This window comes from Vibrio sp. YQ_11, assembly GCF_043103065.1.
GTDB classification, from domain to species: domain Bacteria; phylum Pseudomonadota; class Gammaproteobacteria; order Enterobacterales; family Vibrionaceae; genus Vibrio; species Vibrio parahaemolyticus.
Map to the genome: position 1 here is coordinate 41,259 of NZ_JBICJM010000031.1, position 26,901 is coordinate 68,159.

Annotated in this window: 21 protein-coding genes; 3 read left to right on the forward strand and 18 right to left on the reverse strand. The window is 44.9% G+C overall.

Features of this window, described 5'->3' with window-relative positions; all coding sequences use genetic code 11:
* Positions 1-6: 6 nt before the first annotated feature.
* The 10 genes from atpH to mioC form a co-directional block, all read right to left on the reverse strand.
* Positions 7-540 (reverse strand): F0F1 ATP synthase subunit delta, encoded by a 534-nt coding sequence (gene atpH, locus ACF8EG_RS12515; protein ID WP_005481164.1) that lies wholly within the window; start codon positions 538-540, stop codon positions 7-9.
* A 14-nt stretch (positions 541-554) separates the two neighbouring features.
* A complete protein-coding gene (atpF, locus tag ACF8EG_RS12520; RefSeq protein ID WP_005458451.1) occupies positions 555-1,025 on the reverse strand; it encodes a F0F1 ATP synthase subunit B in 471 nt (156 codons plus the stop codon).
* Between the two features lie 71 nt (positions 1,026-1,096).
* On the reverse strand, positions 1,097-1,351 hold the full coding sequence (gene atpE / locus ACF8EG_RS12525; RefSeq protein ID WP_002540812.1) for a F0F1 ATP synthase subunit C: 255 nt from the start codon (positions 1,349-1,351) through the stop codon (positions 1,097-1,099).
* A 55-nt stretch (positions 1,352-1,406) separates the two neighbouring features.
* Positions 1,407-2,219, reverse strand: coding sequence for a F0F1 ATP synthase subunit A (gene atpB, locus ACF8EG_RS12530; protein ID WP_005458499.1), 813 nt, complete (start codon positions 2,217-2,219; stop codon positions 1,407-1,409).
* An 8-nt stretch (positions 2,220-2,227) separates the two neighbouring features.
* Positions 2,228-2,617 (reverse strand): F0F1 ATP synthase subunit I, encoded by a 390-nt coding sequence (locus ACF8EG_RS12535; RefSeq protein WP_020839873.1) that lies wholly within the window; start codon positions 2,615-2,617, stop codon positions 2,228-2,230.
* Positions 2,618-2,807: 190 nt separating this feature from the next.
* Positions 2,808-3,689, reverse strand: coding sequence for a ParB/RepB/Spo0J family partition protein (locus ACF8EG_RS12540; protein ID WP_005458443.1), 882 nt, complete (start codon positions 3,687-3,689; stop codon positions 2,808-2,810).
* Between the two features lie 23 nt (positions 3,690-3,712).
* Entirely contained in the window at positions 3,713-4,486 is a 774-nt protein-coding gene (locus ACF8EG_RS12545; protein ID WP_005458453.1) for a ParA family protein, read from the reverse strand.
* A 10-nt stretch (positions 4,487-4,496) separates the two neighbouring features.
* Entirely contained in the window at positions 4,497-5,132 is a 636-nt protein-coding gene (gene rsmG, locus ACF8EG_RS12550; protein WP_005458456.1) for a 16S rRNA (guanine(527)-N(7))-methyltransferase RsmG, read from the reverse strand.
* A complete protein-coding gene (mnmG, locus tag ACF8EG_RS12555; RefSeq protein ID WP_020839872.1) occupies positions 5,132-7,027 on the reverse strand; it encodes a tRNA uridine-5-carboxymethylaminomethyl(34) synthesis enzyme MnmG in 1,896 nt (631 codons plus the stop codon). The genes rsmG and mnmG overlap by 1 nt, the downstream gene beginning before the upstream one ends.
* Before the next feature lie 473 nt (positions 7,028-7,500).
* Complete coding sequence (gene mioC, locus ACF8EG_RS12560) at positions 7,501-7,935, reverse strand: FMN-binding protein MioC (protein ID WP_020839871.1); 435 nt, start codon at positions 7,933-7,935, stop codon at positions 7,501-7,503.
* Positions 7,936-8,804: 869 nt separating this feature from the next.
* Here mioC and ACF8EG_RS12565 point away from each other — a divergent pair.
* Both ACF8EG_RS12565 and ACF8EG_RS12570 read left to right on the forward strand, forming a co-directional pair.
* A complete protein-coding gene (locus ACF8EG_RS12565; RefSeq protein WP_169608569.1) occupies positions 8,805-12,140 on the forward strand; it encodes an STY4851/ECs_5259 family protein in 3,336 nt (1,111 codons plus the stop codon).
* A 1-nt stretch (position 12,141) separates the two neighbouring features.
* Positions 12,142-18,426 (forward strand): DEAD/DEAH box helicase, encoded by a 6,285-nt coding sequence (locus ACF8EG_RS12570; protein WP_169608571.1) that lies wholly within the window; start codon positions 12,142-12,144, stop codon positions 18,424-18,426.
* Positions 18,427-18,496: 70 nt separating this feature from the next.
* On the opposite strand, the gene ACF8EG_RS12575 is transcribed toward ACF8EG_RS12570, so the two are convergent.
* Positions 18,497-19,153: a hypothetical protein gene (locus tag ACF8EG_RS12575; RefSeq protein ID WP_242629323.1), complete on the reverse strand. Its 657-nt coding sequence runs from the start codon at positions 19,151-19,153 to the stop codon at positions 18,497-18,499.
* Between the two features lie 203 nt (positions 19,154-19,356).
* Positions 19,357-19,740 carry a hypothetical protein gene (locus ACF8EG_RS12580; RefSeq protein ID WP_053308108.1) on the reverse strand — a complete coding sequence of 128 codons (384 nt, stop codon included), beginning with the start codon at positions 19,738-19,740 and terminating at the stop codon, positions 19,357-19,359.
* Positions 19,741-19,833: 93 nt separating this feature from the next.
* On the opposite strand from ACF8EG_RS12580, the gene ACF8EG_RS12585 reads away from it, so the two are divergent.
* Positions 19,834-20,157, forward strand: a complete 324-nt coding sequence (locus ACF8EG_RS12585) for a helix-turn-helix domain-containing protein (RefSeq protein ID WP_078558403.1) — start codon at positions 19,834-19,836, stop codon at positions 20,155-20,157.
* Between the two features lie 138 nt (positions 20,158-20,295).
* Here ACF8EG_RS12585 and ACF8EG_RS12590 read toward each other — a convergent pair whose 3' ends face one another.
* From ACF8EG_RS12590 to ACF8EG_RS12615, 6 genes are all read right to left on the reverse strand, one after another.
* Positions 20,296-20,994, reverse strand: a complete 699-nt coding sequence (locus ACF8EG_RS12590; protein ID WP_169608597.1) for a hypothetical protein — start codon at positions 20,992-20,994, stop codon at positions 20,296-20,298.
* 107 nt (positions 20,995-21,101) lie between these two features.
* Positions 21,102-21,611, reverse strand: a complete 510-nt coding sequence (locus ACF8EG_RS12595) for a hypothetical protein (RefSeq protein WP_148559054.1) — start codon at positions 21,609-21,611, stop codon at positions 21,102-21,104.
* The gene (gene mobI, locus ACF8EG_RS12600; protein ID WP_242540913.1) at positions 21,611-22,189 is read right to left on the reverse strand and encodes a conjugative transfer protein MobI(A/C); all 579 of its coding nucleotides are present in this window, start codon (positions 22,187-22,189) and stop codon (positions 21,611-21,613) included. The genes ACF8EG_RS12595 and mobI overlap by 1 nt, the downstream gene beginning before the upstream one ends.
* Before the next feature lie 670 nt (positions 22,190-22,859).
* Positions 22,860-23,330, reverse strand: coding sequence for a type II toxin-antitoxin system death-on-curing family toxin (locus ACF8EG_RS12605; RefSeq protein WP_169608573.1), 471 nt, complete (start codon positions 23,328-23,330; stop codon positions 22,860-22,862).
* A 1-nt stretch (position 23,331) separates the two neighbouring features.
* Positions 23,332-24,345 carry a DNA-binding protein gene (locus ACF8EG_RS12610; protein ID WP_169608575.1) on the reverse strand — a complete coding sequence of 338 codons (1,014 nt, stop codon included), beginning with the start codon at positions 24,343-24,345 and terminating at the stop codon, positions 23,332-23,334.
* 110 nt (positions 24,346-24,455) lie between these two features.
* Entirely contained in the window at positions 24,456-26,867 is a 2,412-nt protein-coding gene (locus ACF8EG_RS12615; protein ID WP_169608577.1) for an AAA family ATPase, read from the reverse strand.
* Positions 26,868-26,901: the final 34 nt, after the last annotated feature.

Below are 26,901 nucleotides of genomic sequence, written 5' to 3' on the forward strand. Positions count from 1 at the left end.
TCCCCATTAAGACTGCAATGCATCGCTCAGGCGGTTCAAACGACCACGCGCTGAGTCATCGATGACTAGGTCTCCGGCTCGAATAATAACCCCACCAAGTAGGGTCTCATCTACACTGCAATTCAGCTTCACTTTGCGTTCAAGACGCGCTTCAAGTTTGCTGCCAATATTTGCAAGTTGTTCATCAGAAAGTTCTGATGCTGAAATGACTTCAACATCGATTTCTTTCTCATGCTCTTTCTTCAGAATGAAGAATTGCTCACAAACATCAGGAAGGGCCGCTAAACGACCATTCTCAGCCATAACCTTAAGAAGGTTTTGACCGTGCGCATCAACTTGTTCACCACAAACTGCAACAAAGATTTCTGCCATTTTTTCAGCAGAGAATGAACTGGTTAGAAGCTCATTCATTTGTTCGTTTTTGGCAACTTCAGCAGCAAAAGACAGCATTTGACCCCATTGGTCTAGCTGGCCCTTATCTACCGCAAAGTCGAAGGCTGCTTTAGCATAGGGGCGTGCGATTGTAGTCAAATCAGACATATGCGCCCCCAGACTTAAAGTTTTGCAGTAATGTTGTCGAGAATATCTTTTTGCGCATCTTTATCGATTGTACGCTCAAGGATTTTCTCAGCACCAGCTACAGCCAGAGTAGCAACTTGTTTGCGCAGCTCATCGCGTGCACGATTACGTTCAGCTTCAAGTTCTGCTTCCGCTTGCGCTAGGATTTTCTGGCGTTCTGCCTGAGCTTCCTCGCGAGCTTCATCAATAATTTGAGACTTACGCTTGTTCGCTTGTTCGATGATCTCAGTTGCTGTGCGCTTCGCTTCTTTCAACTGATCAGAAGCGTTGGCTTGTGCTAGATCCAAGTCTTTAGCAGCACGTTCAGCTGCTTGAAGACCATCAGCGATTTTTTTCTGACGTTCTTCAATCGCTTGCATCAATGGTGGCCATACATACTTCATGCAGAACCACACAAATAGTGCGAACGAGATTGCTTGACCTAGCAGAGTTGCGTTTATGTTCACAACAGCTACCCCTCTATTTGGACTTAGTGTTAATCAGTGACAAGCTAAAACTTGTCCCGAGTTAAAGGTGATTAACCTAGTTGACCAACGAATGGGTTTGCAAATGTGAATAGTAGCGCGATTACGATACCGATCATTGGAACCGCATCAAGTAGACCTGCGATGATGAACATCTTAACTTGTAGCATAGGAGCCATTTCTGGTTGACGTGCTGCACCTTCTAGGAATTTACCACCTAGTAGTGCGAAACCAATCGCTGTACCAAGAGAAGCAAGACCGACGATAATACCTACGGCGATTGCAGAAAAGCTCAGTAAAGTTTCCATTACTATCTCCAATTTATAGTTGTTGGCTTAGTGCCCAAATAAAAAGCTTAAAAAATTAATGATCAGAGTCTTCGTGTGCCATTGACAGGTAAACAATTGTCAACATCATAAATACGAAGGCTTGAATCGTAATAACCAAGATATGGAAGATTGCCCACGGTAGTGAACCCATCCATTGTAAGTACCATGGTAGCATTGCCGCACAAAGAATGAATACAACCTCACCCGCAAACATGTTACCGAATAGACGCATACCAAGTGAAAGAGGTTTCGCAAGTAGCGATACCACTTCGATCAGTAGGTTAAACGGAATCATCAGTGGGTGATTGAATGGATGTAGTGCAAGTTCTTTTGCGAATCCACCTAGACCTTTCACTTTGATGCTGTAGTAGATCATCAATGCGAAAACGCCTAGAGCCATAGCCATGGTGATATTCACATCAGCAGAAGGTACGACCTTAAGGTAAGGAATACCTAGCCAATGCTCTGCTGGGTATGGTAAGAAGTCGATCGGGACTAAGTCCATCACGTTCATCAAAAATACCCAACAAAAGATAGTCAGTGCTAAAGGCGCGATCAGTGGGTTGCGTCCATGGAACGTGTCTTTGACGTTATCGGCGACAAATTCAACGATCATTTCTACAGCACACTGAAGCTTACCCGGTACACCCGCTGTTGTTCTCTTTGCTACTTTGTAAAAAATTCCGAGGAAGATTAAACCAGTAAACCAAGAAAAAAACAGGCTATCGATATGTACGTTCCAGAAACTTGTCTCCGACCCTACTAAGCCTAACTTATACAGCGATAGGTTAGAAAGGTGGTGGGCAATGTATCCGGACGATGTTAGCGCTTCACCTGGCGCAGCCATAACTCATCCTATTTTTTGTTGTTAATGAATAGCACTGGTGCACAGATATTAATACCTAGTACCAGCAAATAGGTTAGTTTGAGGGGAACGAGTTCCACCTGCATATACATGTAGGCAACGTAGAACAGTGCAACCGTGATGAGAATTTTCAATACTTCGCCCGTGTAGAAGGACACAGCGATGCGCTTGGCAGCGCGAGCCCCACTAAACATAAAAGCACATAGCGCGAATACTGCATTGGCGACAACAAAGATGCCACCACCAATCAACGCTGAAATTCCCCATTCAGGATTTACGGCTACCGCCATTCCTGCTGCCACAAAAATAACCGCGCCAGACTGGATCATTAACAATTGCCTTGCGAGCTCTCGTCCTGGTCTAGCTAACGCAGCTACCATGTATTCGTACCTCTAGTAATATCCACTTCGCACTAATTCTCTATGTGCAGGGAAATTGGCGAAAATTATACGTTCAGTCGGAGTTAATGCAATTATATTGCATCAAAAACTTACAGTTTTGTTTACAAAACGACAACTTTCGCACAAAATTCGATTAATTAGATTAATTGACCTAAATCAATTATCTCATCTAGGCCTCTAGCTTGGCAATTAGTTGGTCTAATTTGTGAGGCTCATCAATACTTATCGTCAACTTCGCTTTTCCGTTTGCAGAACGGCTTAAGGAAACCTTCGCATCAAGTAGTTGACTCAATTTATGCGACATTTGCTCGGCTTCGGTATCTTCTTGTTGAGCTTTTTGCTCATTTTGTGGGGCTAAGCACTTTTTTACTAACTGTTCGGTTTGTCGAACCGTCATTTGCTTTTTTGCCACCATTTGAGCCACTTCGACTTGCTGTTCACCTTCCAGTGCCAGCAGCGCACGAGCATGACCCATTTCAAGTTGTTTCTCCGCCACCAAGCGTTTGACGTCGGCATCCAATTGGTTGAGACGCAACAAGTTACTCACGGTAGTTCTTGACTTACCAATCACATCCGCCACTTGCTGATGCGTTAGCGAGAACTCATCTTGCAGGCGCTCCAATGCTTGCGCCTCTTCAATCACATTCAAGTCTTCACGCTGAATGTTTTCGATCAAAGCCATAGCAATAGCTGCGCGGTCTTCAACTTTCTTAACCAAGCAAGGCACGCGTTTCAGGCCTGCTTGTTTCGCGGCACGCCAGCGGCGTTCGCCAGCGATGATCTCAAACTGTCCGCCAACAACCTGACGAACCACGATCGGCTGGATAATGCCTTGCGATTGAATAGAAGCAGCTAATTCTTCAAGCGCTTCAGGTGCCATATCTTTACGCGGTTGGTAGATACCCGGCTGCAATTGGCCAATGGCTAATTCAGTGAGTTCACCGTCTGCTGACAAGGCTTGGCTTTGCGATGCAATTTGCTGTTTTTCACGAGCAAACGAACTGGTCGACAACAACGCATCCAGTCCTTTTCCTAGACCACGCTTAGACATGGATTGAATTCCTTAGGTTAGAGTTAAACTGGGATTTCTTCGCGGCGGAGCATTTCGCCCGCTAGAGCAAGATACGCTTTGGCGCCGGCTGAGTACTTGTCGTAGTACATCGCTGGTTTACCGTGACTTGGGGCTTCTGCCAAACGCACATTACGCGGGATGACAGTACGGTAGACTTTATTGCCAAAGTGCTTTTTAAGTTGGTCGGATACTTCATTAGACAGGCGGTTGCGTGGGTCGTACATCGTACGCAGTAAACCTTCAATCTTGAGGTTTTCGTTTACCACAGCCGCTAACTTGCTGATCGTATCCATAAGAGCAGTTAAACCTTCTAACGCAAAGTATTCACATTGCATCGGCACCAGCACAGAGTCGGCTGCAGCCATAGCATTGATTGTAAGAAGGTTTAGAGAAGGAGGACAATCAATAAAGATGAAATCATAGTTATCGCGAACTGTCGACAGTGCGTTTTTTAAACGAACTTCTCGCGCGAACACTTCCATCAATTTGATCTCAGCTGCCGTTACGTCTCCGTTGGCAGCAATTAGATCGTACTTCCCTGTCGTTTGAGTACAGACCACTTGATCAAATGGGGTTTCCTCCACCAAAAGATCGTATGCGGTGGCGTCAACCATGTATTTGTCAACACCACTGGCCATCGTAGCATTGCCTTGAGGGTCGAGATCGATCACCAAAACCTTGCGCTTTGTTGCCGCCATCGAAGCCGCTAAGTTAATGCACGTTGTTGTTTTGCCGACCCCACCTTTCTGGTTGGCGATTGCTACAATTTTACCCACGACTACCTCGCTAATTTTCCTTGCGCGATAAGATTACTAGATGACGATCGCCTTCCAACTCAGGAACAGCTAAAGATATGATCTCGGTCACACTACACCATTCAGGAAGCAGATCCATTTCATCTTTAGGGTGCTGTCCTTTCAACGCAAGAAAGACGCCGTCTTGTTCTTTCGGCAAATGGTGGCACCATTCCACCATGTCCGTCATTGAAGCAAAAGCTCGACTCAAAACGCCATCAAATTTTTCTTCCGGTTGGAATTCTTCGACGCGACTTTGAATTGGTGTCACGTTTTTCAAACCTAACGTGTGGACAACTTGCTTGATAAAACGGATGCGCTTACCGAGGCTATCGAGCAGAAAGAACGTTTTCTCCGGATGCATGATCGCCAAAGGAATACCTGGCAATCCTGGGCCAGTGCCCACATCGATAAAACGTTCACCTTGCAGATGCGTGCCGACCACGATGCTATCCAGGATATGTTTCACTAACATCTCTAAAGGATCGCGAACCGAAGTTAGGTTGTACGCTTTGTTCCACTTATCGAGCAGCTCGACATAACCGACTAACTGCTCTCGTTGTTTTTCTGAAACGTCTAAATCGGTCTGTGCAATCAGTGAATCAAGCTTGGTTCGTAGTGCACTCATTACTCTTCCTCGCCTTTTTTCAGCAAGCCGTGCTTCTTCAGATGCACAAGAAGAATTGAAATCGCTGCAGGCGTAATGCCGGAAATACGCGAAGCAATGCCAATACTTTCCGGTTTGGCTTCGCTCAGTTTCGCAACCACTTCGTTCGACAAACCTTTTACGTCTTTGTAATCCAAATCCGCAGGCAGTTTTGTGTGTTCGTGGCGAAGCGATTTTTCGATCTCTTCTTGCTGACGCTTGATGTAACCGTCGTATTTCACCTGAATTTCTACTTGTTCTGCCGCTTGTTGATCTTCAAGAGCAGGAGCAAAGGCATCAAGTTGAGTCAATTGTGAGTATGAGATCTCTGGACGACGCAGAAGATCCTCACCACTTGCTTCACGCGCCATTGGCGTTTTCAGCAGTTTGTTCAGTTCATCAATGCCCGTCGAGTTTGGGTTTACCCAAGTAGACTTCAGACGCTGACGCTCGGTTTCCATGTTCTCGATTTTTTCGTTGAAACGCGCCCAACGAACATCATCAATCAAGCCAAGTTCACGAGCTTTTTCTGTCAAACGAAGGTCGGCGTTGTCTTCTCGAAGCAATAGGCGGTATTCCGCGCGAGAAGTGAACATGCGGTACGGTTCTTTGGTACCCATGGTCGACAAATCATCAATCAGAACGCCCATGTATGCTTGGTCACGGCGCGGGCTCCAGCCTTCTTTGCCTTGGCTGTACAAGCTTGCGTTCAAGCCCGCCATTAAGCCTTGTGCCGCAGCTTCTTCGTAGCCTGTTGTACCGTTGATTTGGCCAGCAAAGAATAGACCACTGATGAATTTAGTCTCGTAAGTTTGCTTCAAATCACGTGGATCGAAGAAATCGTACTCAATCGCGTAACCAGGACGAACAATGTGTGCGTTCTCGAAGCCTTTCATTGAACGAACGATTTGAACTTGAACATCAAACGGCAAGCTGGTGGAAATACCATTCGGGTATAACTCGTGCGTGGTAAGACCTTCAGGTTCAATGAAAATTTGGTGGCTGTTCTTATCCGCAAAGCGCATCACTTTGTCTTCGATAGACGGACAGTAACGTGGGCCAATTCCTTCGATCACACCTGCGTACATTGGGCTACGATCTAGGTTATTGCGGATCACTTCATGAGTTTGTTCATTGGTATGCGTAATGAAACAAGGAATTTGACGCGGATGGTGTTCGCGCTTACCCATGAATGAGAAAACTGGTGTTGGGTTGTCACCGTGTTGCGCTTCTAGCACTGAGAAATCAACCGTGCGAGCATCAATACGTGGTGGTGTTCCCGTTTTTAGACGATCCACTCGGAATGGCAACTCACGTAAGCGATCCGCCAATGCGATCGATGGTGGATCCCCAGCGCGACCGCCTGAAGAACTTTCCATACCAATGTGGATCTTACCACCAAGGAAAGTACCTACGGTCAGCACAACCGCTTTGGCATGGAATTTAAGACCCATTTGAGTCACAACGCCAACAACGCGATCTTGTTCAACAATCAGATCATCAACCGATTGCTGGAACAGAGTTAGGTTTGGCGCGTTTTCTAATGCGTTGCGTACGTACGCTTTGTACAGAGCGCGATCGGCTTGAGCTCGAGTAGCTCGTACTGCAGGACCTTTCGAAGCATTTAGTGTACGAAATTGAATACCTGCATGGTCGATAGCTTCTGCCATCAAACCGCCCATAGCATCCACTTCTTTTACTAAGTGGCCTTTACCGATACCACCAATCGCCGGATTACAAGACATCTGGCCTAATGTATCGATGTTATGGGTAAGGAGAAGAGTTTTTTGTCCTGTGCGTGCAGATGCGAGCGCGGCTTCCGTTCCTGCGTGTCCGCCACCGACAACAATGACGTCAAAGTTTTCGTGATAAAGCATGAACTGACCTCAGGTATTCAAAGGATTTAATGGACAGATAAAGGAGCAGTATTTTACCTGCTTTATGCCAGAGAGAAAATCGTTTTCTCGTTTTTACGTTTTAGGCTTCAAGATAAATATATATAAGATCTATATATATGATCTTTTATTGGATCTATTATTAGGATCGACTACTTCTGTGGATAAGTGAAAAATGATCAACAAGATCATGGATCTTCTTTGGATCATATCTTGTGATCATGGTTGGATCTGATCGAGGATTACCTGGGATCAAAAATGGGGTTTATACACAGGGGCTAAAATGGATCAAAGTTGTTATTTGGATAACTAAAGGAAAACCACTGGATCTTACCTGACTTATCCACAGACGGTTTGGACATTTTTTGTTCAGTTGAAAAGATTTTTTCTACGGAAGGTTATTCACAGAGGGAAATCAGAGCCGCATCGCGACTCTGTAGGAGATGAGTATGGGGTTAAAAGCGCTCGATATTCTCTTTTAACCATGCTTCTGCAGCATCTTCTGGGACGTCATGAGCCAGTACATCAATCAACAAGCAATCTGCAATCGGCGTTGCGCCAATATCTTCTAACAAGTCGTAAGCGTGCTTACCGGCAGCGCAGAACGTATCGTAGCTCGAATCACCAATCGCAATGACTGCAAACTTTACGTCGGCCATCTTAGGTGGTGTATTTTGCAATGCTGCGATGAAAGGTTGAATATTGTCTGGATATTCCCCCGCACCGTGGGTGGAGGTGATCACAAGCCAAGTCCCTTGGTTATCGATCTCGTCTAATGATGGTTGGTTGTGAATCGTGGTTTCAAATCCTTGTTCAACGAGCAGATCGCTCAGGTGATCACCGACGTATTCCGCACCACCAAGAGTGCTACCTGTAATAATGTGGATCATACTTCTTCCTTTTGAATGCAATGGACACGATGTGAGTCGCGAATGGATGTGTCCATATAAAAAGAAACGCGGCACTAAAACAAGGTTTTGTGCCGCGTATTGGATTATTTACCAATACAGAAAGTGAAGTTTCCCATAATAGCTGGCCTCGCGCGACGTCTTGGGGACCGATTGGGGACCGATTGGGGACCAAATTGCAATTAATGGTCAAATACTTACTTCCCAAGATGACTTCCATCATAGATCAGGATGGGAAAAGTGGGAATGGTGGGAAACAGGATCAGCTTTCACCTTCTTTCTCCTCAGCAACGATAAACAAGAGTGGTTTTCCACTCTCTAGCAGGTAAGGTGCGGTGATCGTCTGTTTACCAAAGTGAATGTTGCCTTTTGCTATATAGATGAAGATCCAATCGGGCAACTTACTATTAATAGCAGCATAAAGTGCATCAGAAGGGATGTCACTATTCTTGCCTGGCGAAACTCTAAACCTCTGGTAGTAGACATGATGGTTGGATTCACGGGAAGTACAGCGACGCGGAGGTGCAGACAGCCTATTCTCCTCGAAGAGTTATACCTGTTTCAGGAAATTAACAATTTCTCACCTAACACAACTTCGGCTCGTTCATCAAAAGGTAATTTTATTTACTCAAGTGATTGAATAATCTTCCACATATTGAACAAAGTCTAATTAATTGTGCATAACACAGGGTAAAATCTCGACTTTACTGGCTTTACTCTTTGGATGGTTGGTCGAACGTAAGCTTAAAAAAGCTATGTGGTGTAATACACATGTTAGCTTCAAGCTTATTAGGTTTTTCCATTCGTAGTCGTGTGACTCAAATCTGAATTAACTAATCACTCCGGTGAAAATGAACACTACACAATTACATTCTGCGTTTGCTAGAGAAAATCAAGCACATCACAAAACGTGGCTCTCGCAGTTTCAGAAAAGTCGAACTGGGATACGCCTTGGTTCACCGCTTTATCGATACCACCTTTCACTCAATGAGTACCTTGCCCTTAGAGATGTGCTTGCGAAGAGTTATGGGGTAGGTAATAGAACGATATTTTCTTCTGAGTGGTGCGCTTCTTTCGTACTTTATTGCTCTGAGTGGTTTCGCCGAGAATACAACTTGGAGTGGAGTTGGAACAGCATCCACGATACGTTGGGGTTTGAGCTTTCACCACAACAGCGCTCAGATGTCGTTCAAAGAGGGTTGAAGCATTGGGGGCGTTCTGTTTCCCGCTACGAGAACTCTCAAGGGAACAACTATCTCGGATCCGTTTTCAGAGAAGGTGGATTACCAACCAAGCTACTCTCTGACGATCACAACGGCTATCAAGATGCTTTTTCAAAGATATTCGGTCGATACAGTGAGGCCAAGGAGCTAGGGCAGTATTCTGTTCGGCAGCTTATCCAATCCCGTATCCAACGTTTACCAGAGGCACTGCAAGGTGATGACTCTGTCGAACTATTCGCTGATATGCTCGATAAGCTCGATAGCCTAGTTTACCAGTTTGGGTTAGATCGGCAGTCAGTACCCGCAAACTATCTCGATATACATTGTCCGAACTGGCGTACTCAGTTCCCGCTGCCACTGGAAGATGACATAGGTACGCGCTTTCTGAACAACTTATTGGTGATTGCATCTAACGAAGTTAAAAAGAAAGCGAAGAAGGAAGTCAAACTTAGCTGCACGCACTATTTTTCATGGGACAACCAATCAATTCGCACCGAAGTCACTTTGCCACATAAGCAACTGTTCATGTTTACTCGAGAACAGTTAAGTGTTAGCAGAATTGATTTGGTGTTGTTTGAAGGTCAAAAGCTGCTTGCCAACCTTGGCACTGGTTATGCGCAGTTTGACGGGGAGCAGTGTCATGTTGTGATCCGAAAAACGCGTGCTGAAGTGAAAAGGGTTGACGCCAAACAAAGGCTTTCTCTTGTGGCCATGCAATCGGGTGAAAAGCTTGCTCAGGTATCAATAGGCGACAGCGAGCTGGATTGGGGCGAAGTGCCAGTTATCTTGAGTGAGGAAGATGGTGAATGGCGAGTGTTAGGGCAAGCCTCACTCTCAACCCGCAAAAAACATGTTTACATATTGATCCCGGAAGAAGCGAAGACGGAAACGCTATCGGGTGAGCTTACTGACACTCCATACCGTTTTTGTCGCTTAAAAGTTTGCCAAGTAACAGGAACATGTTTAATCACTCTACCCGGTGATGATACGTATCGTATCGCGACGGGGTGCGATGATCCGAAACATGTTGGCGTTATGCTTGAAAGCGATGTAATGACGTGGCAAACCAAGCCGACTATGATTTTTCGTGGTTTAAGAGCCATCAACCATGCGGCTACCAGAGTAACTGGTGAAAGCTTGGATGTTTGTCTTGATGGAAAATCGGTCTCGCACTTAACTCGAGATAATTTTCTTGGTAAACAGCGTTTAACCATCAAAAAGCACAGTGGTGAAGTGCTATTGCGAAAACAAGTTGGTGTGCTGCCCGCAGATTTTGATATTGGCTTTAAAAGTGGTGATACACCCAATACTGGCGTGATTATCATCACTACTGCCGCACCCAAGGTCTGTGCAATTAAAACTCCTGGGGTGATTCTTGAGAACATAGAGAAATCTGAAAAACAGGTTGCTTTGCACCTTCTAGCTAAAGGGACGCCGCCTTCTTCTGTCCAAGTTGACATCACGTTGAATATGCTGGGTGAGGCGATAACCTTTATCCTGCCTTTTCCTTCAAAAGGTGCTGTCGCCTTTAATGCACATGGTAAACCTTTAGCACAAAGATTAACAGTGGATGACTTACTTGGCAGTCGACTACATCTGTTCTCTATGTCAGGTCAGGTGGCTCGCTATCAAATAGAAGCATCAAGCAATATTAAGGGGATAAAGCAAACCTCCGCTCCTTATTACCGCTGGCAATATGTGGTGAGCGATAAGCCTGTAGAAGTGAGCCTTTACGCGCTGAAAACCAGTCTACTGGAGTTGTTGTCGCTGAATAATCACTTGGATAGCATCGTTGATCTCGTCATTTCGGGCCCAGGAAAGACACTTCGTTTTTCCATCAGCCATTACTCATCAGTCATGGATTATGATCGGGAGAGAAATGTGGTTTATGCGCGTTCAAACCGACTCGCTGACACGCAGGCTCTTCGCCCTGCGTTGATGCACCTTACAGCACCAGAGCAAGCGCCAATCTATCTTGAAAGTCTTACTACTGAAGGTGTTTCAACAGGGGAGTTTGCCTTGCCTAATTACGTGACAGAAGGTGGTCCTTGGCTTGTAGTTCCTGCTTCGGACTCTGATGTTTTATTTCGGGCTAAATTTATCCCATGCATGGGTGAGCAAACAAATGACTGTGACGTAAAAACGTTACAAAAGGCATCTCGTATTTTTCACCCTTCATCTAATCCCAATGTGATTGCAGATGTGTTTCATCAAATGAAAACAGATTGGGGACACAGCGGTTGGCAGTACCTGCGCGATACATATAAGAACTACGGGCATCTTCCACTTTCAACGTTTGAAGTGTTCAAGTATTTGGTGAGAGATACCAAAGCATTGGCTGTGGCACTGTTTCAGTTTGAATTGAACCCAGAGCTGATTTCGCGACTGGAAAGTGAGTTGCCAGTGTTTTGGCAGTTTGTACCCCTGGTGGATTGGCGGCATGCGATTCAGCTTCAAATCTCGATGCTGGAAGGTATGTGTTTACCAGCCGAAATCGTTGATGAGTTGATGGCTAAACAAATAACGAAGTTGGTTGACGCCATTCCTGCTTTGTCAGACGAAGTGGCTATTTTCTTAGAAACAGGCAAATTACCCCAACTTTGTCCGAGCGCTTTGATGGAGATTCTTGTTCATAACGAGTGGTATCAAGATCTTTTGCGCCAGAACGCAGAAAATAACAGTTGGCCAACCGAGTTTGGCGCTGATTTGAAACGTTGGTGCACACAGTCTGGCTTAATGCCGTTTGAAATTAAAACCAATGCCTGGTTCCATGATGGAGTTGTTTACCTGCCGGTTTTCGCTGCTGCTGTGGTAACAGAGCTTGTGCCTACCGAAGTATCTTCAACCTTCCGTGATTACGACTTGTTCCATTTAAGAAAACTACGTGACTTCGATTGTGCGTGGTTTGAACCCGTATTCCGCTGTTTTGTCTCCTATTTTTTGCTAAACCAAACAGGTAATTAGAATGACCCGTTATTTTTCTTCTCTCGTTGAGCAAGCTATTAGTCGTACTAAAGAATCGACATTGAGTATCTTGGGCGTAACTAATCCTAATCTTCGCAATCACCTTAGCGAAATCATGTCTTCTGATTGTGGCCAAGAGAGTGCATTTTTGGCACCACCGGTATTCGAGCATACCTTCGGCTGGGAGTTTGCAGACCCGAAGATGAGCGATCTGGCGGGGAATCTTCTGTCTGAAGCGGTTGTTGCTGCCCTGGATAGCAAAAAGAACGGGCGCTATCGATTTGGTGTAGATTTTCAACCTTTCCGCCATCAGCTCCGCAGTTGGGAGCATCTCTTAAATGAGCACAAATCGCTAGTCGTGACATCAGGCACGGGTTCAGGCAAAACTGAGTGTTTCATGGTGCCGATCATTAATGATTTACACCGCGAATACGAAGATAAAGGAGAGCCCTTGGTCGGTGTGAGGGCGCTATTTCTGTACCCCCTCAATGCACTCATTAACTCCCAAAAAGAGCGTTTGGATGCATGGACCAAACATTTTGATGATGGCATTCGGTATTGCCTTTACAACGGCAATACCGAGAACTCTAAGAACAAGATGCGTGGAAAGCAAAAAGATCGTCCGAATGAAGTGCTTTCACGTGAATTAATGCGGGAAGCACCAGCGCCAATTTTGGTGACGAACGGCACCATGCTTGAATATATGATGGTTCGCCAAATTGACGCTCCGATCATTCAACGCTCGCGCGAAGAAAAGTCTTTGCGCTGGATTGTACTGGATGAAGCGCACACTTATGTTGGCTCCCAAGCTGCAGAACTGGCGTTGCAGTTACGTCGTGTACTTCAAGCTTTTGATGTAGAAGCAAAGGATGTACGTTTTGTTGCTACATCAGCGACCATTGCCGACGAGGATGCGGAAAAACAGCTAAAGAACTACCTAGCTCATTTGGCGGGTGTGGAACCGAACCAGATTGAAGTTGTTGGCGGTAAGCGGAGCGTCCCTGACCTTCCTGAGTGCCCGAGCAACAACTATTCAATTGAAGAACTGCTTTCTATTGAGCCTGATGGTGAACCGATTGCAGGTAAAACCAAACAAATGCCCGATGTGTCAAAGCGTCGTTTTGAAGCTCTCTGTGGAAACACAACGGCTCTTGCCCTTCGAAGTACATTAGTGGAAGCAAAAAAACCGCTGGATCTAAATGACATCAATACCCAGTTATCCATTCGTCTGAATCGTCCTCTTTTTACGCAACAACAACTCCTTGAATGGCTTGATATTGCATCGGGTACAAAAGCAAGTAGCAGCGGCGAAGCATTTTTAAAGTTACGCGCGCATTTCTTCCAGCGGATGACCCAGGGGCTTTGGGCTTGTATTGATGCTAATTGTGGGTGTAAGAGCGAAACACCGCTTGGAGACAATTGGCCATTTGGCTTTGTTTACGCGACACAACGTCAGAAGTGCGAGTGCGGAGCACCAGTACTTGAGTTGACCTTCTGCCAAGACTGTAATCAACCCCACTTGCTTGGCAAAGTCTCCCGTAAAAATCAACTTCGCCAATGGAACGCCAGTGCGGGGGATGAGTTTTCACTTCTCAATGAAACCGCCAGTGACGATGATGACTATGAGATCCAAGACTGTGAGACAACAAACCGCCCAAATGTGTTTGCTCGACCATTAGCTGATAAAAATGGTTACTGCAGCGTACATGTAGGGAAGTCTGGCGTTTATGGTGCGCTGGAAGGCGAACGCATCGGTTTATCGGAATACTTTGGGGGCGAGGACAAAGATGGCCCTATGGGGGAGCATCGCTGTGTCGAATGCGGTTTTGAAGGTTATCGGGGTTCAATGCCTTTTCGCAGAGCAATGTTAGGCTCGCCATTTTATGTCGCTAACACTGTTCCTACCTTGCTTGAGTATTGCCCGGACATCGACGTCGATAAAGACACTAAACTTGGCCCTCAGTCACGACCTGGCCGAGGCCGACGTCTGATTACCTTCACCGACAGTCGCCAAGGCACTGCGCGCATGGCAGTGCGCATGCAGCAAGAAGCAGAGCGCTCAAAGCTGAGAGGGCTGGTGTTCGACATTTTAAGAGATGCTCAGCTATCTCAACCTGCTCCAGAACAAGTGAACTCAGACGTTTCTCCAGAAGCATTGTTAATTAAAGCTCAAGAACTTCGTGCTATGGGGCTCTCGAGTCATGCAGACGATCTAGAAGAAAAGGCAAAAGCGCTATCGGAAGGCAGCCAAACGCTATCAGTCGTTGAAGTATCTTGGTCTGAAATGGTATCCAAATTATCTCAGAAGAGTGACGTGACCGGAAGCATGCTGGAATACAGCAAGTACCTGTCACCGGAGACGTTTAAACAAACAGACGGGGCGTTGAAACTTGCTGAAATGCTATTGTTCCGAGAGTTTTCCCGTCGCCCGAAACGACAGAACAGTTCTGAAACACAAGGCCTAATAAAAGTTGGGTACACGGGTCTCAAGACAATAAAACGCATTCCTGAAAAATGGGAGCAGCATGGGTTAACACTCCAAGACTGGCTTGATTTCCTCAAAGTTGCCTTGGATTTTTATATCCGCGAAAACACCTACATGCTGTTGGAGGAAGATTGGAGAAAGTGGATTGGTAATCGCTTTTCCGCAAAACGTTTGAGAAATCCTGACTCGGAAGAGCAAGATGAGAACAGTGTGAAGAAATGGCCACTTGCAAGCCGAAACAGTATGAACCGATTGGTCAAGCTGCTTGCTTTAGGAAGTGGTGTGGATAAAGACTCGGTGATTGGCATTGACCTTATTGATAGCTGGCTACGCGCGGCATGGGGTGACCTAACATCGAAAAACGTGGGTGTTCTAAAAAATGATGGGAACAAATTCTTCCTAAACAGAGAACAACTTACCTTCTCATTCACCGATAAAGTGTACGTTTGCTCGCGTACTCATAAGCTTCTCGATACGACCTTCAAGGGATTTACGCCATATTTACCGATAAAGCTGGGTAACGATGATTACACCTGCGTGGCAGTAGACTACCCACAGATTTGGGAATTTGGAGACGACCAAGCTGATTTCGGTAAGGGTCTACTGCTTACACGTAAGCAGGTCTCAGAGGATCCAAAGGTACAGGCTTTAAGGGAGCAAAACTTATGGACGGATATCAACGACAGAGTCGTTGAAGGTGGTTTTTACTACCGTACCGCTGAACACTCTGCACAGCAGTCTGCTGAGCGTTTAGAGAAATATGAGGAGATGTTCAAGTCGGGCAAAATCAACGTGCTCAACTGTTCTACAACCATGGAAATGGGCGTTGATATCGGTGGTATTTCTGCAGTAGTGATGAATAACGTACCGCCTCACCCAGCTAACTATTTACAGCGAGCTGGACGTGCGGGCCGGAGCAAAGAGTCACGCGCTATTTCCTACACGTTGTGTAAGGGAAACCCTCATGATCAGCAAGCGTTCAATAACCCTAAGTGGCCTTTTGAAACGTCGATCCCAGCACCGTATGTCGCGTTTAATTCTTCACGCTTGGTTCAGCGTCATGTCAATTCCATGCTGCTTTCTGTGTTCCTGCGAGAACAGGTCGGAAATACAAAAACAGAGCGAACGTCGCTTAATTTGGAGTGGTTCTATCTTGCGTCAGGAGAGTCAATATCCGTCAGCGATAGATTCATAACATGGCTAAAGACAGGTGCGATCGCGTTAGACAAGGAACTCCAAACCCTAGTAGCTGGAACAGTGCTGGCCTCCAGTTCAGCTACCAGCTTATTGGAACAAGCGTCGCTTATGATGAAAACGCTTTCCAAACGCTGGCTGGAAGACTACAAGCGACTTGAATCTGAGCAAGCGAGAGCTGAAGAGGGAAGTCCTTTTGCTTTCCGTCTCAAACAAGAACTGAACCGTTTATGTAAAGAGTATTTACTTCGAGAATTGGCGGCGAAATCATTCTTACCAGGTTATGGCTTCCCAACTGATGTGGTCACGTTCAATAACACTAATATTGAAGACTTCAAGCGAGACAAGCTCGAAGGGAAGAAGAAAGAAGATGACAGGGAAGATAATGTCTCTCGAGCGCGGGGTTTACCAAGCCGAAACCTTGCGGTTGCCATTCGAGAGTATGCCCCCGGTGCAGAAGTTGTTCTGGATGGCCGAGTATTCCGTTCAGGTGGTGTTGCCCTTAACTGGCACAATATTTCTAAATCGGATGCAGTGGAGGCTCAAAAGTTTGATTTGGCCTGGCGCTGCAATCATTGCGGGCAGACCGGTTATCTAGATGGTGTCGCGATTGAACAAGATGATATCTATTGTGATAACGAAAAATGTGGCGAGAAGATAGACACGAAGAATCAGCGCAAGGTGCTTCAGCCAACAGGGTTCGTTACAGACTTCTATCACAGTCCTTCAAATGATATCTCGCAGCAGGCTTTTATCCCCGTTGAGGCACCATGGATCTCTGTTTCTGGAACACAAAAGAACTTACCTAACCCTGATATGGGTTATATGGTTGCTAGCCCTGATGGGAGAGTCTTCAATCACACAGCAGGTGCATCTGGCAAAGGGTATGCACTGTGTATGTCATGCGGTCGCGCTGAGTCAATGACTTCTAGCGGCGAGTTTCCTAAACACTTCTCACCGTCCGTACCTCATGTTCCGTTGCAGGCAGGTAAGCTTGATGGTGAGGACCCTCGAGCCTCGTGTGGCGGTAGCACGACAATATTGAAAGATGTTCATTTGGGGAGTCACATAAAGACAGACGTTTTTGAGCTTGTTCTCAAGCATCCGCTTCGAAATGAGTTTATTGCAGACAATGAAGATGGGAGAACAGTTGCTACCACGCTTGCTGTGTCTCTTCGTGCTGCTCTTGCTGAGCTTCTTGGTGTTGCGGTTAATGAAATGGGTTATGCGGTTCGACCGATAATTCTACCCAATGGTGAAGCAGGTTTGGCCTTACAGCTCTTCGATATAATCAGTGGTGGTGCGGGTTTCGCTTCATCAGCACCAAAGCATATAGAGGCTTTACTGGCAAAGACCGTATCAAAGTTGAAGTGTCCAAAGTGCCAATCAGTTTGTGGTGACTGCCTACTAGAGACCGATTCAAGGCATGATGTTGAAAAACTCGACAGACTCGCTGCTTTAGACTGGCTTGAAGGGTTGGATCTATCGAACACGGGTCCAGAAGTGATTGATGGAGGGTCGTATAGTCCTTTCTCAGTTGCAGAGAATGTTGACCATTATGTTCAGAGGGGCTGTTCGAAGGTTGTTTTCTTACTCTCAGATAGCGTAAATGACTGGGATCTCTGCCATCCAGTTTTCAAGAAACAGCTAGCTAGCTTTGTTTTAAATGAAGATCGTGTTGTTAAGTTTATCTTACCTAAAAATATTGTTCTGGATGAAGAAACAAAATCCGAACTGAATGCATATCGTGCAATGGGCGTTGAAGTAGAAGAAGCAGTTCTTAGTCCAGAAAACCTCATTGCACAGATTGTTGACGATTCAGGCGTTGTCTCTTTTGCCGCTCGGGACGCAGATGCACTTCGCGTACCTGGTCGATATTGGATGATGTCATCGGGCGCTTCAACTATTAGCAAAACACTAGCTTTAGTTGATTCTGTGCCCGTTGCTTTGGAGTTGGCAGAGTTCAATCAGCCTACTCAATATGGCGAAGCGGAAATCGTTAGCGAACTAAATGGTAAGTTAGACTCCTTTGGTGTTAGTTTCTGGCAGCATCTTTTATTAAATAACCCAGATCTGAAAACACTGATGCAGAATGATAATATTGAAGCGATTCAATATTCAGATAGATATCTTCAATCACCTGCTGCTCTGCTGTTCTTACGTCAGGTATTCTCTTCACTGACTAGCGTTATGAAGACAAGCCCAACTTTGACCATTGAAACGCTTTTCAGTGAGAAAGAACAAAATGCAAGATTTCTTCACCAGGATTGGTATCACAAGGATGATCAAAGACTTGTTATGACAAGGGTCATTGAGCAAGCAACAAGCATTGCACCTGAAGTTGTCCTATTCGAAAACCGTAGCGATATTGCTCATCGCCGAATGCTGACCCTTACTCTTAAATCCGGTAAGCGGGTAGTCATAAGGCTTGATCAGGGGTTTGGCTACTGGCGTTTGAAAATGACCGGCTGGCAAAACAAGCCGCTTCAATATAGTTTCAATGCTCATTGGACTGAGCAAGTTGAAATTATAGAGGAGTATGTCAAACACTTGGAAGTGTATAACAGTGAGAAATGGTCAACTGATATTAGTTTTCGCGTGGTTTAACGTGTAACCGTCTATTCATAACCAAGTCTACCAGCGCAGCATTTGCTACGCTGGTATCTTTATCAATTGTTCAGGTATCCCTTAATGATATACTGCTGTGAGACTCAAATGCATAACTTTCCTGTCCATCGTTGACGAAAGACGGTGACATCGTTCTTCTCGGTTCGAAAACTTCAGCGGTGATGTAGCATAGGTCCTGGTTTGTCATACCAGCTTGGTATTTTGGGCATTGGTAGTCTGCACTATGGAAGCAGAACTCTATCTTTTGTTCTGAATTGCCATTAGTGCGCTCATAGTGAATAGATTGTTCTTGAAGCACGGTTTCGATGGCTGCGTTGAAGTGGTAGATCAACTTTTGCTGTGCGTCTCGAGCGGATGTCGATTCTTGTATAGGCATCCAAGCAATAATGCTGTTTCGCGAAGCGGTATCAGGCTGTTCCAGTAATGACGTTAGCAAACTAAGGTCCAGTCCTTCACTTAACTCAAGTCCCACACCTACTGAAGACGTGAGCAACAATGTATTTCCTGCGGCAGCTTTCGCGAGCTTAAATGCTTCAAAGTCTCTCATTGGAATGACTTTGTCTTCTGTTTGGTAGAGCCCACCTGCATGAGCAATGTTATGAGCACGGCTTTGGCTGTTGTCATATTGGATAGGACTTGATGTAGAGGCACATCCAGTGAGCAAAATTAGTAACGATAGCTGAGTGAACCTAGCCTTCGGTTTCATGAGAGATTTCCTTTTCAAAACAATTTGATTTTGCAGTTATTTATCGGTTGATCACCAAGTTGACTCATTGTGGATAAGCAGGAGATATCTTTTGATCATTAAACTCATCAGTTATTGATCGGGGGCTTTTGCTATGGATCGTGGATCATTTTGTATTTACGATCCTTTCCTGTAGGGGCGAGAGTGATCATCACCTACCCATATCAATCAATCTTCCAGCCATAAGCTTCACCTGTCATGTCAAAGTGCCTGTTCTTCATCAACAAACCAGTGCTTGGGTTGATGCGTCGAGGCGCTCGCTTAACGCAAGACGAGTCATTGAGCGGAATGTTCTGTTGGTGCAAATGCCAGACATGAATGAAGAAATAGGTGAGGGCGGCGGCAGTGGCGAATAGCCAGTTTATATAGAAGAGTACAAACCAAAATAGCAACGCGATGTACTTATTTTTGTGGATAACATCCAGTGGCTTATGTAGCCAAATAACGCTAGGGAAGGCCATCAACACCACTCCCCAGCTTTGATATGCAGTCACTAACGCACCAAGACAAAAAACGCAAAAGAGTGCGAACTTTTTTAGTGTTTTCATCTTAGTCTCCATTTTGTACTTAGTTTTCCTAAGTATACAGGTATAATTAAAACTTAGAAAATCTAAGCATCGTAGGTTGATGATGATTCTCACTTGTCTAAAACAAATCCATTTCCACAGCGCCTTAAACAGGCAAGAAATCGCGTTGGTATCAGCCAGAGGGAGCTTGGTATCCGTTTGGGTATGGACCCAAGTTCAGCGAGTGGCCGTATGAATCATTATGAAAAAGGGCGTCATATGCCCGATATCGGTACGCTACAAAAGCTTGCTCAGGAGCTTGGTGTACCTGTTGCGTTTTTCTTTTCAGATTCCGACAGCTCAGCAGAACTGGCATGTTTGATTGAAAAGCTCAGTGAAACTAAAAAGCAGGCGCTTATTGAGCAGATCAGGCAGGAGCTCGATAACATCGACCAGTAATAAAGCTATCGCTCTCGTCCTGAATACCAAAATACCCCACCGACTGCGGCTATTGTCAGTAATAAACCACCCAGCCAAATCCAAAGTTCCATATTTACCTCCTGCAAGTATCTTCTATCTCTATTTAGCTTAGCTTTCCTAAGCATGAATTTCATTGAAAGCATGCGTTACCTGAGAAAAAACCGTCACAACCAACTTGTGTTCTGCTAAGGATGCAATTTGAAAGTAAATATTGCCTGTAGGGTTGGCCCAAATTTCATGTTGCTCGCTTCCGTAACGGAGTAGCTTTTGAAAGCGTGTTCTTGATGACAAAGTCAGTCTTTCTAGATTTGGGTGGGAGAGTTGCTTCTGTAAGCTGTGCCATGGATTGCGAATATCACCTTGCTTGTGCCTTTGTTGGTAGCGTTGCATTGCATGGTTACTGATGGCGATGGTGCCAAGTTTTGCAACCTTAAATGTCGGATAGGGTGAAGCATAAGGCGTAATAATGTCTTTTGTTTCTGGATGAGTGATATCAACAATCTCGTCAGAATAAAGTTTGATACTGGATAGACGGTTGGACAGAAACAGTGCGGCTGCTTTGAGATCTTCATTCTTGGCCGCTAAAATGGTTTCTTTGGTTAGGCTGAGTGCGAGACCTTTACCGCTGTTTGGTAAGCGCCCGAATACCTGTTTGTCGAGAATTAAGAACCTTGCCGCGGTTAACTCCGCGATAGCGCACCGGAACGCACTTTGAGCAATTTGAACCGTAACGATACCGTGGTTGTTCAACCCTGTGAACCACGCGATATTGACGCTTGCAGCATTGATTTTTTCAACCTGAACTTTCAATCTCATCACAGCATTTTCTCCTCACTTTACTACCAGCGTATCATCGATTTTGAAAATGCAAACTGTGGGTAGAAGCTTCATTTCACGGCATGAAGCTTCCTGATTGGATAGAGCTAAATGTGCAGTTTTTTTATCGCTCGCATCGTTTTTCTCACCTGACTAGACAGTTCTCTTATAGGCTTCACGCGCTGTTCCAATCGGTTGATCTGGTCTAGCAAATGAAGATAGAGAGGGATTTCCCAATCCATTGCATGTGAAAAACGACGTAACACCCCATTTGAAACTTCTTGGGTTTCAAGCTCAGGATACCAGCCTCCACGAGCGATCACGCGGTGCCATTTTATTTTAGGTAAGCGTTGTTCACTCGTAACAATGAACTCATAGCGAAATGGGTATTCGACGTTGTACTCTTTTGACAAGGCTTTCTTTAGTTTATCCATTTGTTTCTTCAGTTCTTTTGCTGCTGCCATCAAGTGCTTTGACTCTGTCGCAACGAAATCAGATAAACCATCGATTCTTTCTGGCAAAGGAACTGGCTCAGGCAGCTTCAACTTGAGATTACTTAACTCAATTTCCTTGCTTAGTTGTGCGATGCCGACGTTGGGCGTGGTTTTCTTAGTCATTACGCTTCTCCATTTTGGGATTTTTGAAAGTGTTCACGAAGCTTGTGAAGTCGTTTTGTACAGATTTGCGCTTTTTGTTTGATGGTGAGGATTTCATGCCGCACTTCGCGGATCAGTGCGAAGGCATCTTCTGTGTACTCAATAAGCTCGGATTCCCATTCCGAGTTTGCTTTTAGAAAGCGGCTAGGTGGGTAACGAAAGCCTTTGCCTTTGGCTAAATGCTTTGAGCGAACACGCTGTTCTTTGTTGTTTCGCTGTGCCATTTGGTTAGCACTGAGGTACCAGTTGTAGTACCAAGCCGCTTCAAAGCGATGATTGCGAACCCGAACACGGCAGCCGTAGCGGCCAGGTGAGGTGTTCTTATGGGCTCGATGGATTCGCCAAAACTGGTTAGCGTAGCAACTGGCTAAAAACTCAAGCAGATAGGGCTCCTGCATTGCAAAGTTCTCTATATCATTAAGGGCTTTTAGCGATTGTGATAGCGCGAGTTCAAAGCACTCTTGTTCACTTTCGGGGTGTCGCTGCTGGGAGCGTTGATGCCATTGATAGGCGGCGGAATGTTCATTTAATACAGTCATATTGGTTCCTTGTTTGTTTTGCTCAAGGTAGCGCAAACGTACTGTTACTTACGCATCTGTAATTGCCCTTTTGGGGTGCGTAAATTTCTTCGTGTCCCACTGCTGATTGGCAAGCATGGCAGCGATTCCTCTCCTGGGACCTATCCTTGTGCTTTCCAGATATCTATCCTTGTGGGACGTTGATACGGATTATTTTCGTTGCTTTATTGTTTTGGCGGGGATGTAGGGAGTTGTACTCCAATCATTGTGGGACCTGAGCGTCGATTATTTTTTTGATGGGATTGTGTTGGTAAATTTTTAGATTATTGTGGGATTTGGCCTGTTTGTAGTGCATGAGGGCTGATGTACTTTCACATGTGAAAGCCCATGGAGCAGCACGCGGTGGGTTGTGAGCAAGAGCGCTTTTGGGTTGCTTTTCGGTTGGTGGGTTTGATAATCGCGCGGGCAATTGAATCCTAAAGCCACCGAAATAATGCCTTGTGATGAACTATCCGGAATTTCCGGATAGTTCACTTTGTACAGGGAGGAAAACGATCGAACGTTTTATGCTAGAAAATAGTTGCCGCTCGTTTACCAACTTGGATCAGGCAGTTGTTCGGAATAACCGAACAACTCAATTTTCGTCCGCTTGGCCTTGAGCAATTATGTTCTCGTAGCTGCTGATCATGGCTTACTGCTGTTTGTTTTCCTCGGCTCGTTGAACGGCCTCATAAATTTCCAGCTTCAACGATATGGAGTACTCATCTTCATACAGAATAGAGCTAATGATTTTGTGAAGTAGCTTTTTATCAATAACGTTATCGGCGACCCAAACGGCGATGTTCTCCATTTCGAGAACGAAATGCTGCACGATGTAGTCAAATCCGTTGAGCTCTAAAAAATAGGCTCCGAGCGCCAGTGAAGAGCGTTTATTTCCATCTATAAATGCATGGTTTTTATTAATTGAGAATACTAAGTGAGTCAGTTTATCCTCAACTTCAGGATAATAATCATCATTCTGTATATGGTTCAATGGGCTTTCTAACAAACCAATATTCTCAGAACCATGACTTCCTCCAGTTGTTTCAATTATCCAATCGTGGGTTTTAACTGCGTACTCCACATCGAAATAAAAGTACCGTGGCTGAGCGTCGTTGATCATATCAGCGGTCCTTCAATCGTTTGAATACGGCCAATGTTTCAGGGTCGCTGAGCTGCTCTTCAAGAGACTTGCTTTTCTCGCCAAGGAAGCGTTCGAAGTCTGCCTCCGGTACGGATTTAATGTAAGCCTCCAGCTTTTCATGCAAAGCATCTCTAAAGCACAAATCTCGGCTGGCCATTTTGGTCCTAGCATCGGTTATCAGCGGTCTAAAGAGAGGATGCTGCTCAAAGCTGGCGAACAGCAGCTCTGCTTCTTTTTGCGTCAATGGGCGACCTAGGTTGATGCTCTGGCGCTCTAGCTCGTGAGCGATACCAGATTCAAAGCTGGCAATTAGTGTAAGCACTTCGGAGTACATGGTTTCACGGATCTTATCCTTTTCGGCCAGCTTGAGTATTTTCTTATACTCCGCTGCATTCTCATGGAAAATGCTTTGATAGATTAGGTTAGTAAAGCGGCCATACTTCCACTTATTGCCGTCTACGTACTTGTCCAAGGCGTCGGTAAACTGTTTGCGGTAGTTTTCCTCTTGGAACGCCGCCATCAAGTAATCTTGATCGCGCTGGTTGATGAACTTGGTATGGCCCCCTGCGCGTTCTGCGAGTACATCAATGACAATATCAAGTACACGAGAGCGCAGTTCTTTGGCGCGCTCACTGTCAGTGAGTAGCATGCCCAAGTTCAAAATGGCGCGAAAAGTAAAGATGCCTAACACCGTAGTTTTGGTACCCTCACTGATGAGGGTACCAACAGCTATCTCTTTGAACTTCTTTAGCTTAGTGCCTCTTAGTAGAGTATAACCATTCGCTTTTAGTTCATCCCCATGCGAAGACAAGTAACGCTCTACGGTGGCATCGCTGATATCGAACAGCTCTATCACCTGTTGTTTGGTAAATACTGTTTCACCGTCAAACTGCACGCCGCCTAATGCCAGATGCTGCTCTGCTTTTTGCAAGGCATAACGGTTATTAAGAATGTTTTGTCTGTCATGCAAAGACTCAGTGAGATCTTTAGCCATGTTGATTCTCCTGTTGTGCGGCATCTTGATTCGCTGCTTGCGAGGTGTTATCGGTCATATGTGCTACCTCTCTATCGTATTAAGCAGTATTGTTTTATGACTAACTGAGATCATGCTGGTTGTCCCTCTGTACTCTCACCAACACTTTTCATCAATGAAGTAAATTGGTCGCTATCTTGCTTGAGTCGTTCAATGATTTGTTTAGCGGTAGTTTGCATTTCTGGAACTTCAACAGGGGATGCGCCCCTCTCAAAGACTCCTGACAGGTGAGAATACTCATTGTTAATCCTGTCAGTTAAAACCGCCGGAATACTATCTTCACCAAAAAATGAACTTAGGGTCTCCGGCGTCATGCCTTGATCGGGATATCTGTAATAGAGATAAATCTCGAAAAACTTCCTCGCATTGTTGGCAAAATTATAAAAGGTTACGTAGTTGGTATCATCGATAGTATCAAGAGAGGCACATTTATGGATCTGATGAAACAGGTAGTTAAACTCAGTAACATATTCTTTTAAGTACGACGGCATTACCTGTAAGGTGGATTTTTTATCCTGTCTAACCACAACAAAGTAAGCTTTCTGACATTTCACCTTGTCGCCTTCAGCAGTAAGGTAATTGTCTTTAAGCCTCTTCAAATACTTTAAGAAATCAAGGTTGTGTGTTGAAACAAATAGCTGTGCAAATTTCCCCTTCTCGACCACTTCCGCATTCAACAAGCTATAAATAAAGAAAATATGGTTGCCATCGAGCGAGGAGATAGGATCATCAATCCAAATAATGGGTTTAGAGTCTTTGGTTGCGACATCATCCAACTTGGCCAAAAAATAGCAGAATGCCAGCAAGCTGCACTCACCTTCGCTTAGGTGATAAGCTTTCTTACCGTCACGGATCACTTCAAACCGAATACGTTTTGCCTCTTGCGTTGGTCCTTCATCCTTTTTAGCCTCCAACGTCAAAAACTGATGCCCGAAAAAATTATTCAGATATTCATTTACCTTTTTAGCCCCTTTTTCTTCATCATTCAGTTCACGTTTCTTAGCCGTAACTTGTGCTTGTTTTTTGGTAATATTTGCATTGATAGCCTCCTGCGCTTGCTGAGCCTCGTCTCTTTTTTGCTGTAAGGTTTCAATTGAATTGAGCTGTGTTTGGTAATCAATCGTAAGCAAATACTCAGCGACCTCTTTCAATCGCAAGTCGGCTTTAGCCTTGGTTTGTTCGTCGGCTAATGAGCTACTAAATAGCTCTGATTGAGCGCAAAGGTCACTATATTCCTGCCAGATTTGCGTGAGTTTCGCGGTGTCATCATCGACGTTCTCATAATCTTTAGCGTTTAAAATATCACCTTTTCGCGCCTTCAGTTGCTTGGCTAGATTACCTAAAGCAAGCTGATAGTCTTTGGTTGCAGCTTTTAATCTGCAATCCAATACGGTCAGTTGTGAGTAAAACTTGGAGTAAAAAACAGATTGATCAATGGTGAGTGCGGCATGAACTGTCTGGTTTTCGGTTTCAATCTTAGCAAGTAACGCATCAATCGACTTTTCCAATAGCTCAGATTCTTCATCAAAGTGCTTATCAAGCTCTGCCCATCGCTCTGACGAAATTTCATTGTCGCAAAATGCGCATTTTTCATACTTGTTTCGATGGTGGGTTCGACCTTCATTGACCCAGCGGTTAAGCACTGCATCCTTTACTAACGCCTGAATTTTGTCAGACTCACTGATGGGCTTGGTTACCAGCGTTTCAACTTGTTGTGCCAAGCTCAAAAAACTTAGCTTAGGCGGCGAAAAAGCCGGTATAGCAGGCAAAACTTTTTCATCAATCAGCTTTTCGTGCTCGCTCACTTGCTCTGATGTTAACTGCTGAAAATCAGGGCTACTTACAGTTTTAATATCAGCCTTTAATTTGGTAATGGTGTAGTTTTGATCACCAAAACGCTCAGGCTTGTATTTAATGCCGATGTCTTTATTGGTCGCTTTATCACCCAATTGTTTTTCTAGACTATCATTCGATAGTTTATGAGCGGTAAAAGCATTTCTGTACGCAACTGCGGCCTGATTTTTTTCGGCAAACAAACCGGTTTCTTGTCCTTCAATACTAGAACCGAGCTCTACCTCTAGAGCTTCAATCTCTTTTTCGATCTTATTATTGTCATCACCTAAAATAGCAAATGGCTCAATGCTGTCGTCAGGATTAGTGATAAAGCGTAGATTCTCTTTAATAAAATCTTCGTTAAATACGCGAATATTCTTATTACGGCTAGATAAGGTTTCGAGTGTTACATCTGAGTTGTCAGCAAATTTTAGCTGGAACGATGGCGATCCATATTTGTCAGATAAATAGCCAGTCTCTAGGGCACGCGCAATACGTGATAGTGTGGTTTTACCCGAGTAGTTGCGACCATAGATGATGTTGATATCAACAAAGTTCTGAACAGCACCACCTTTGTTTTTAACTTCACTATCCCAACTGAAGTCTTTGAAGACACCAAGCTTCTTAATGTGTTGTATTTTCTTAAGCATTATCGTTCTCCTTATTGTGCTAGGTGGCCCGTCT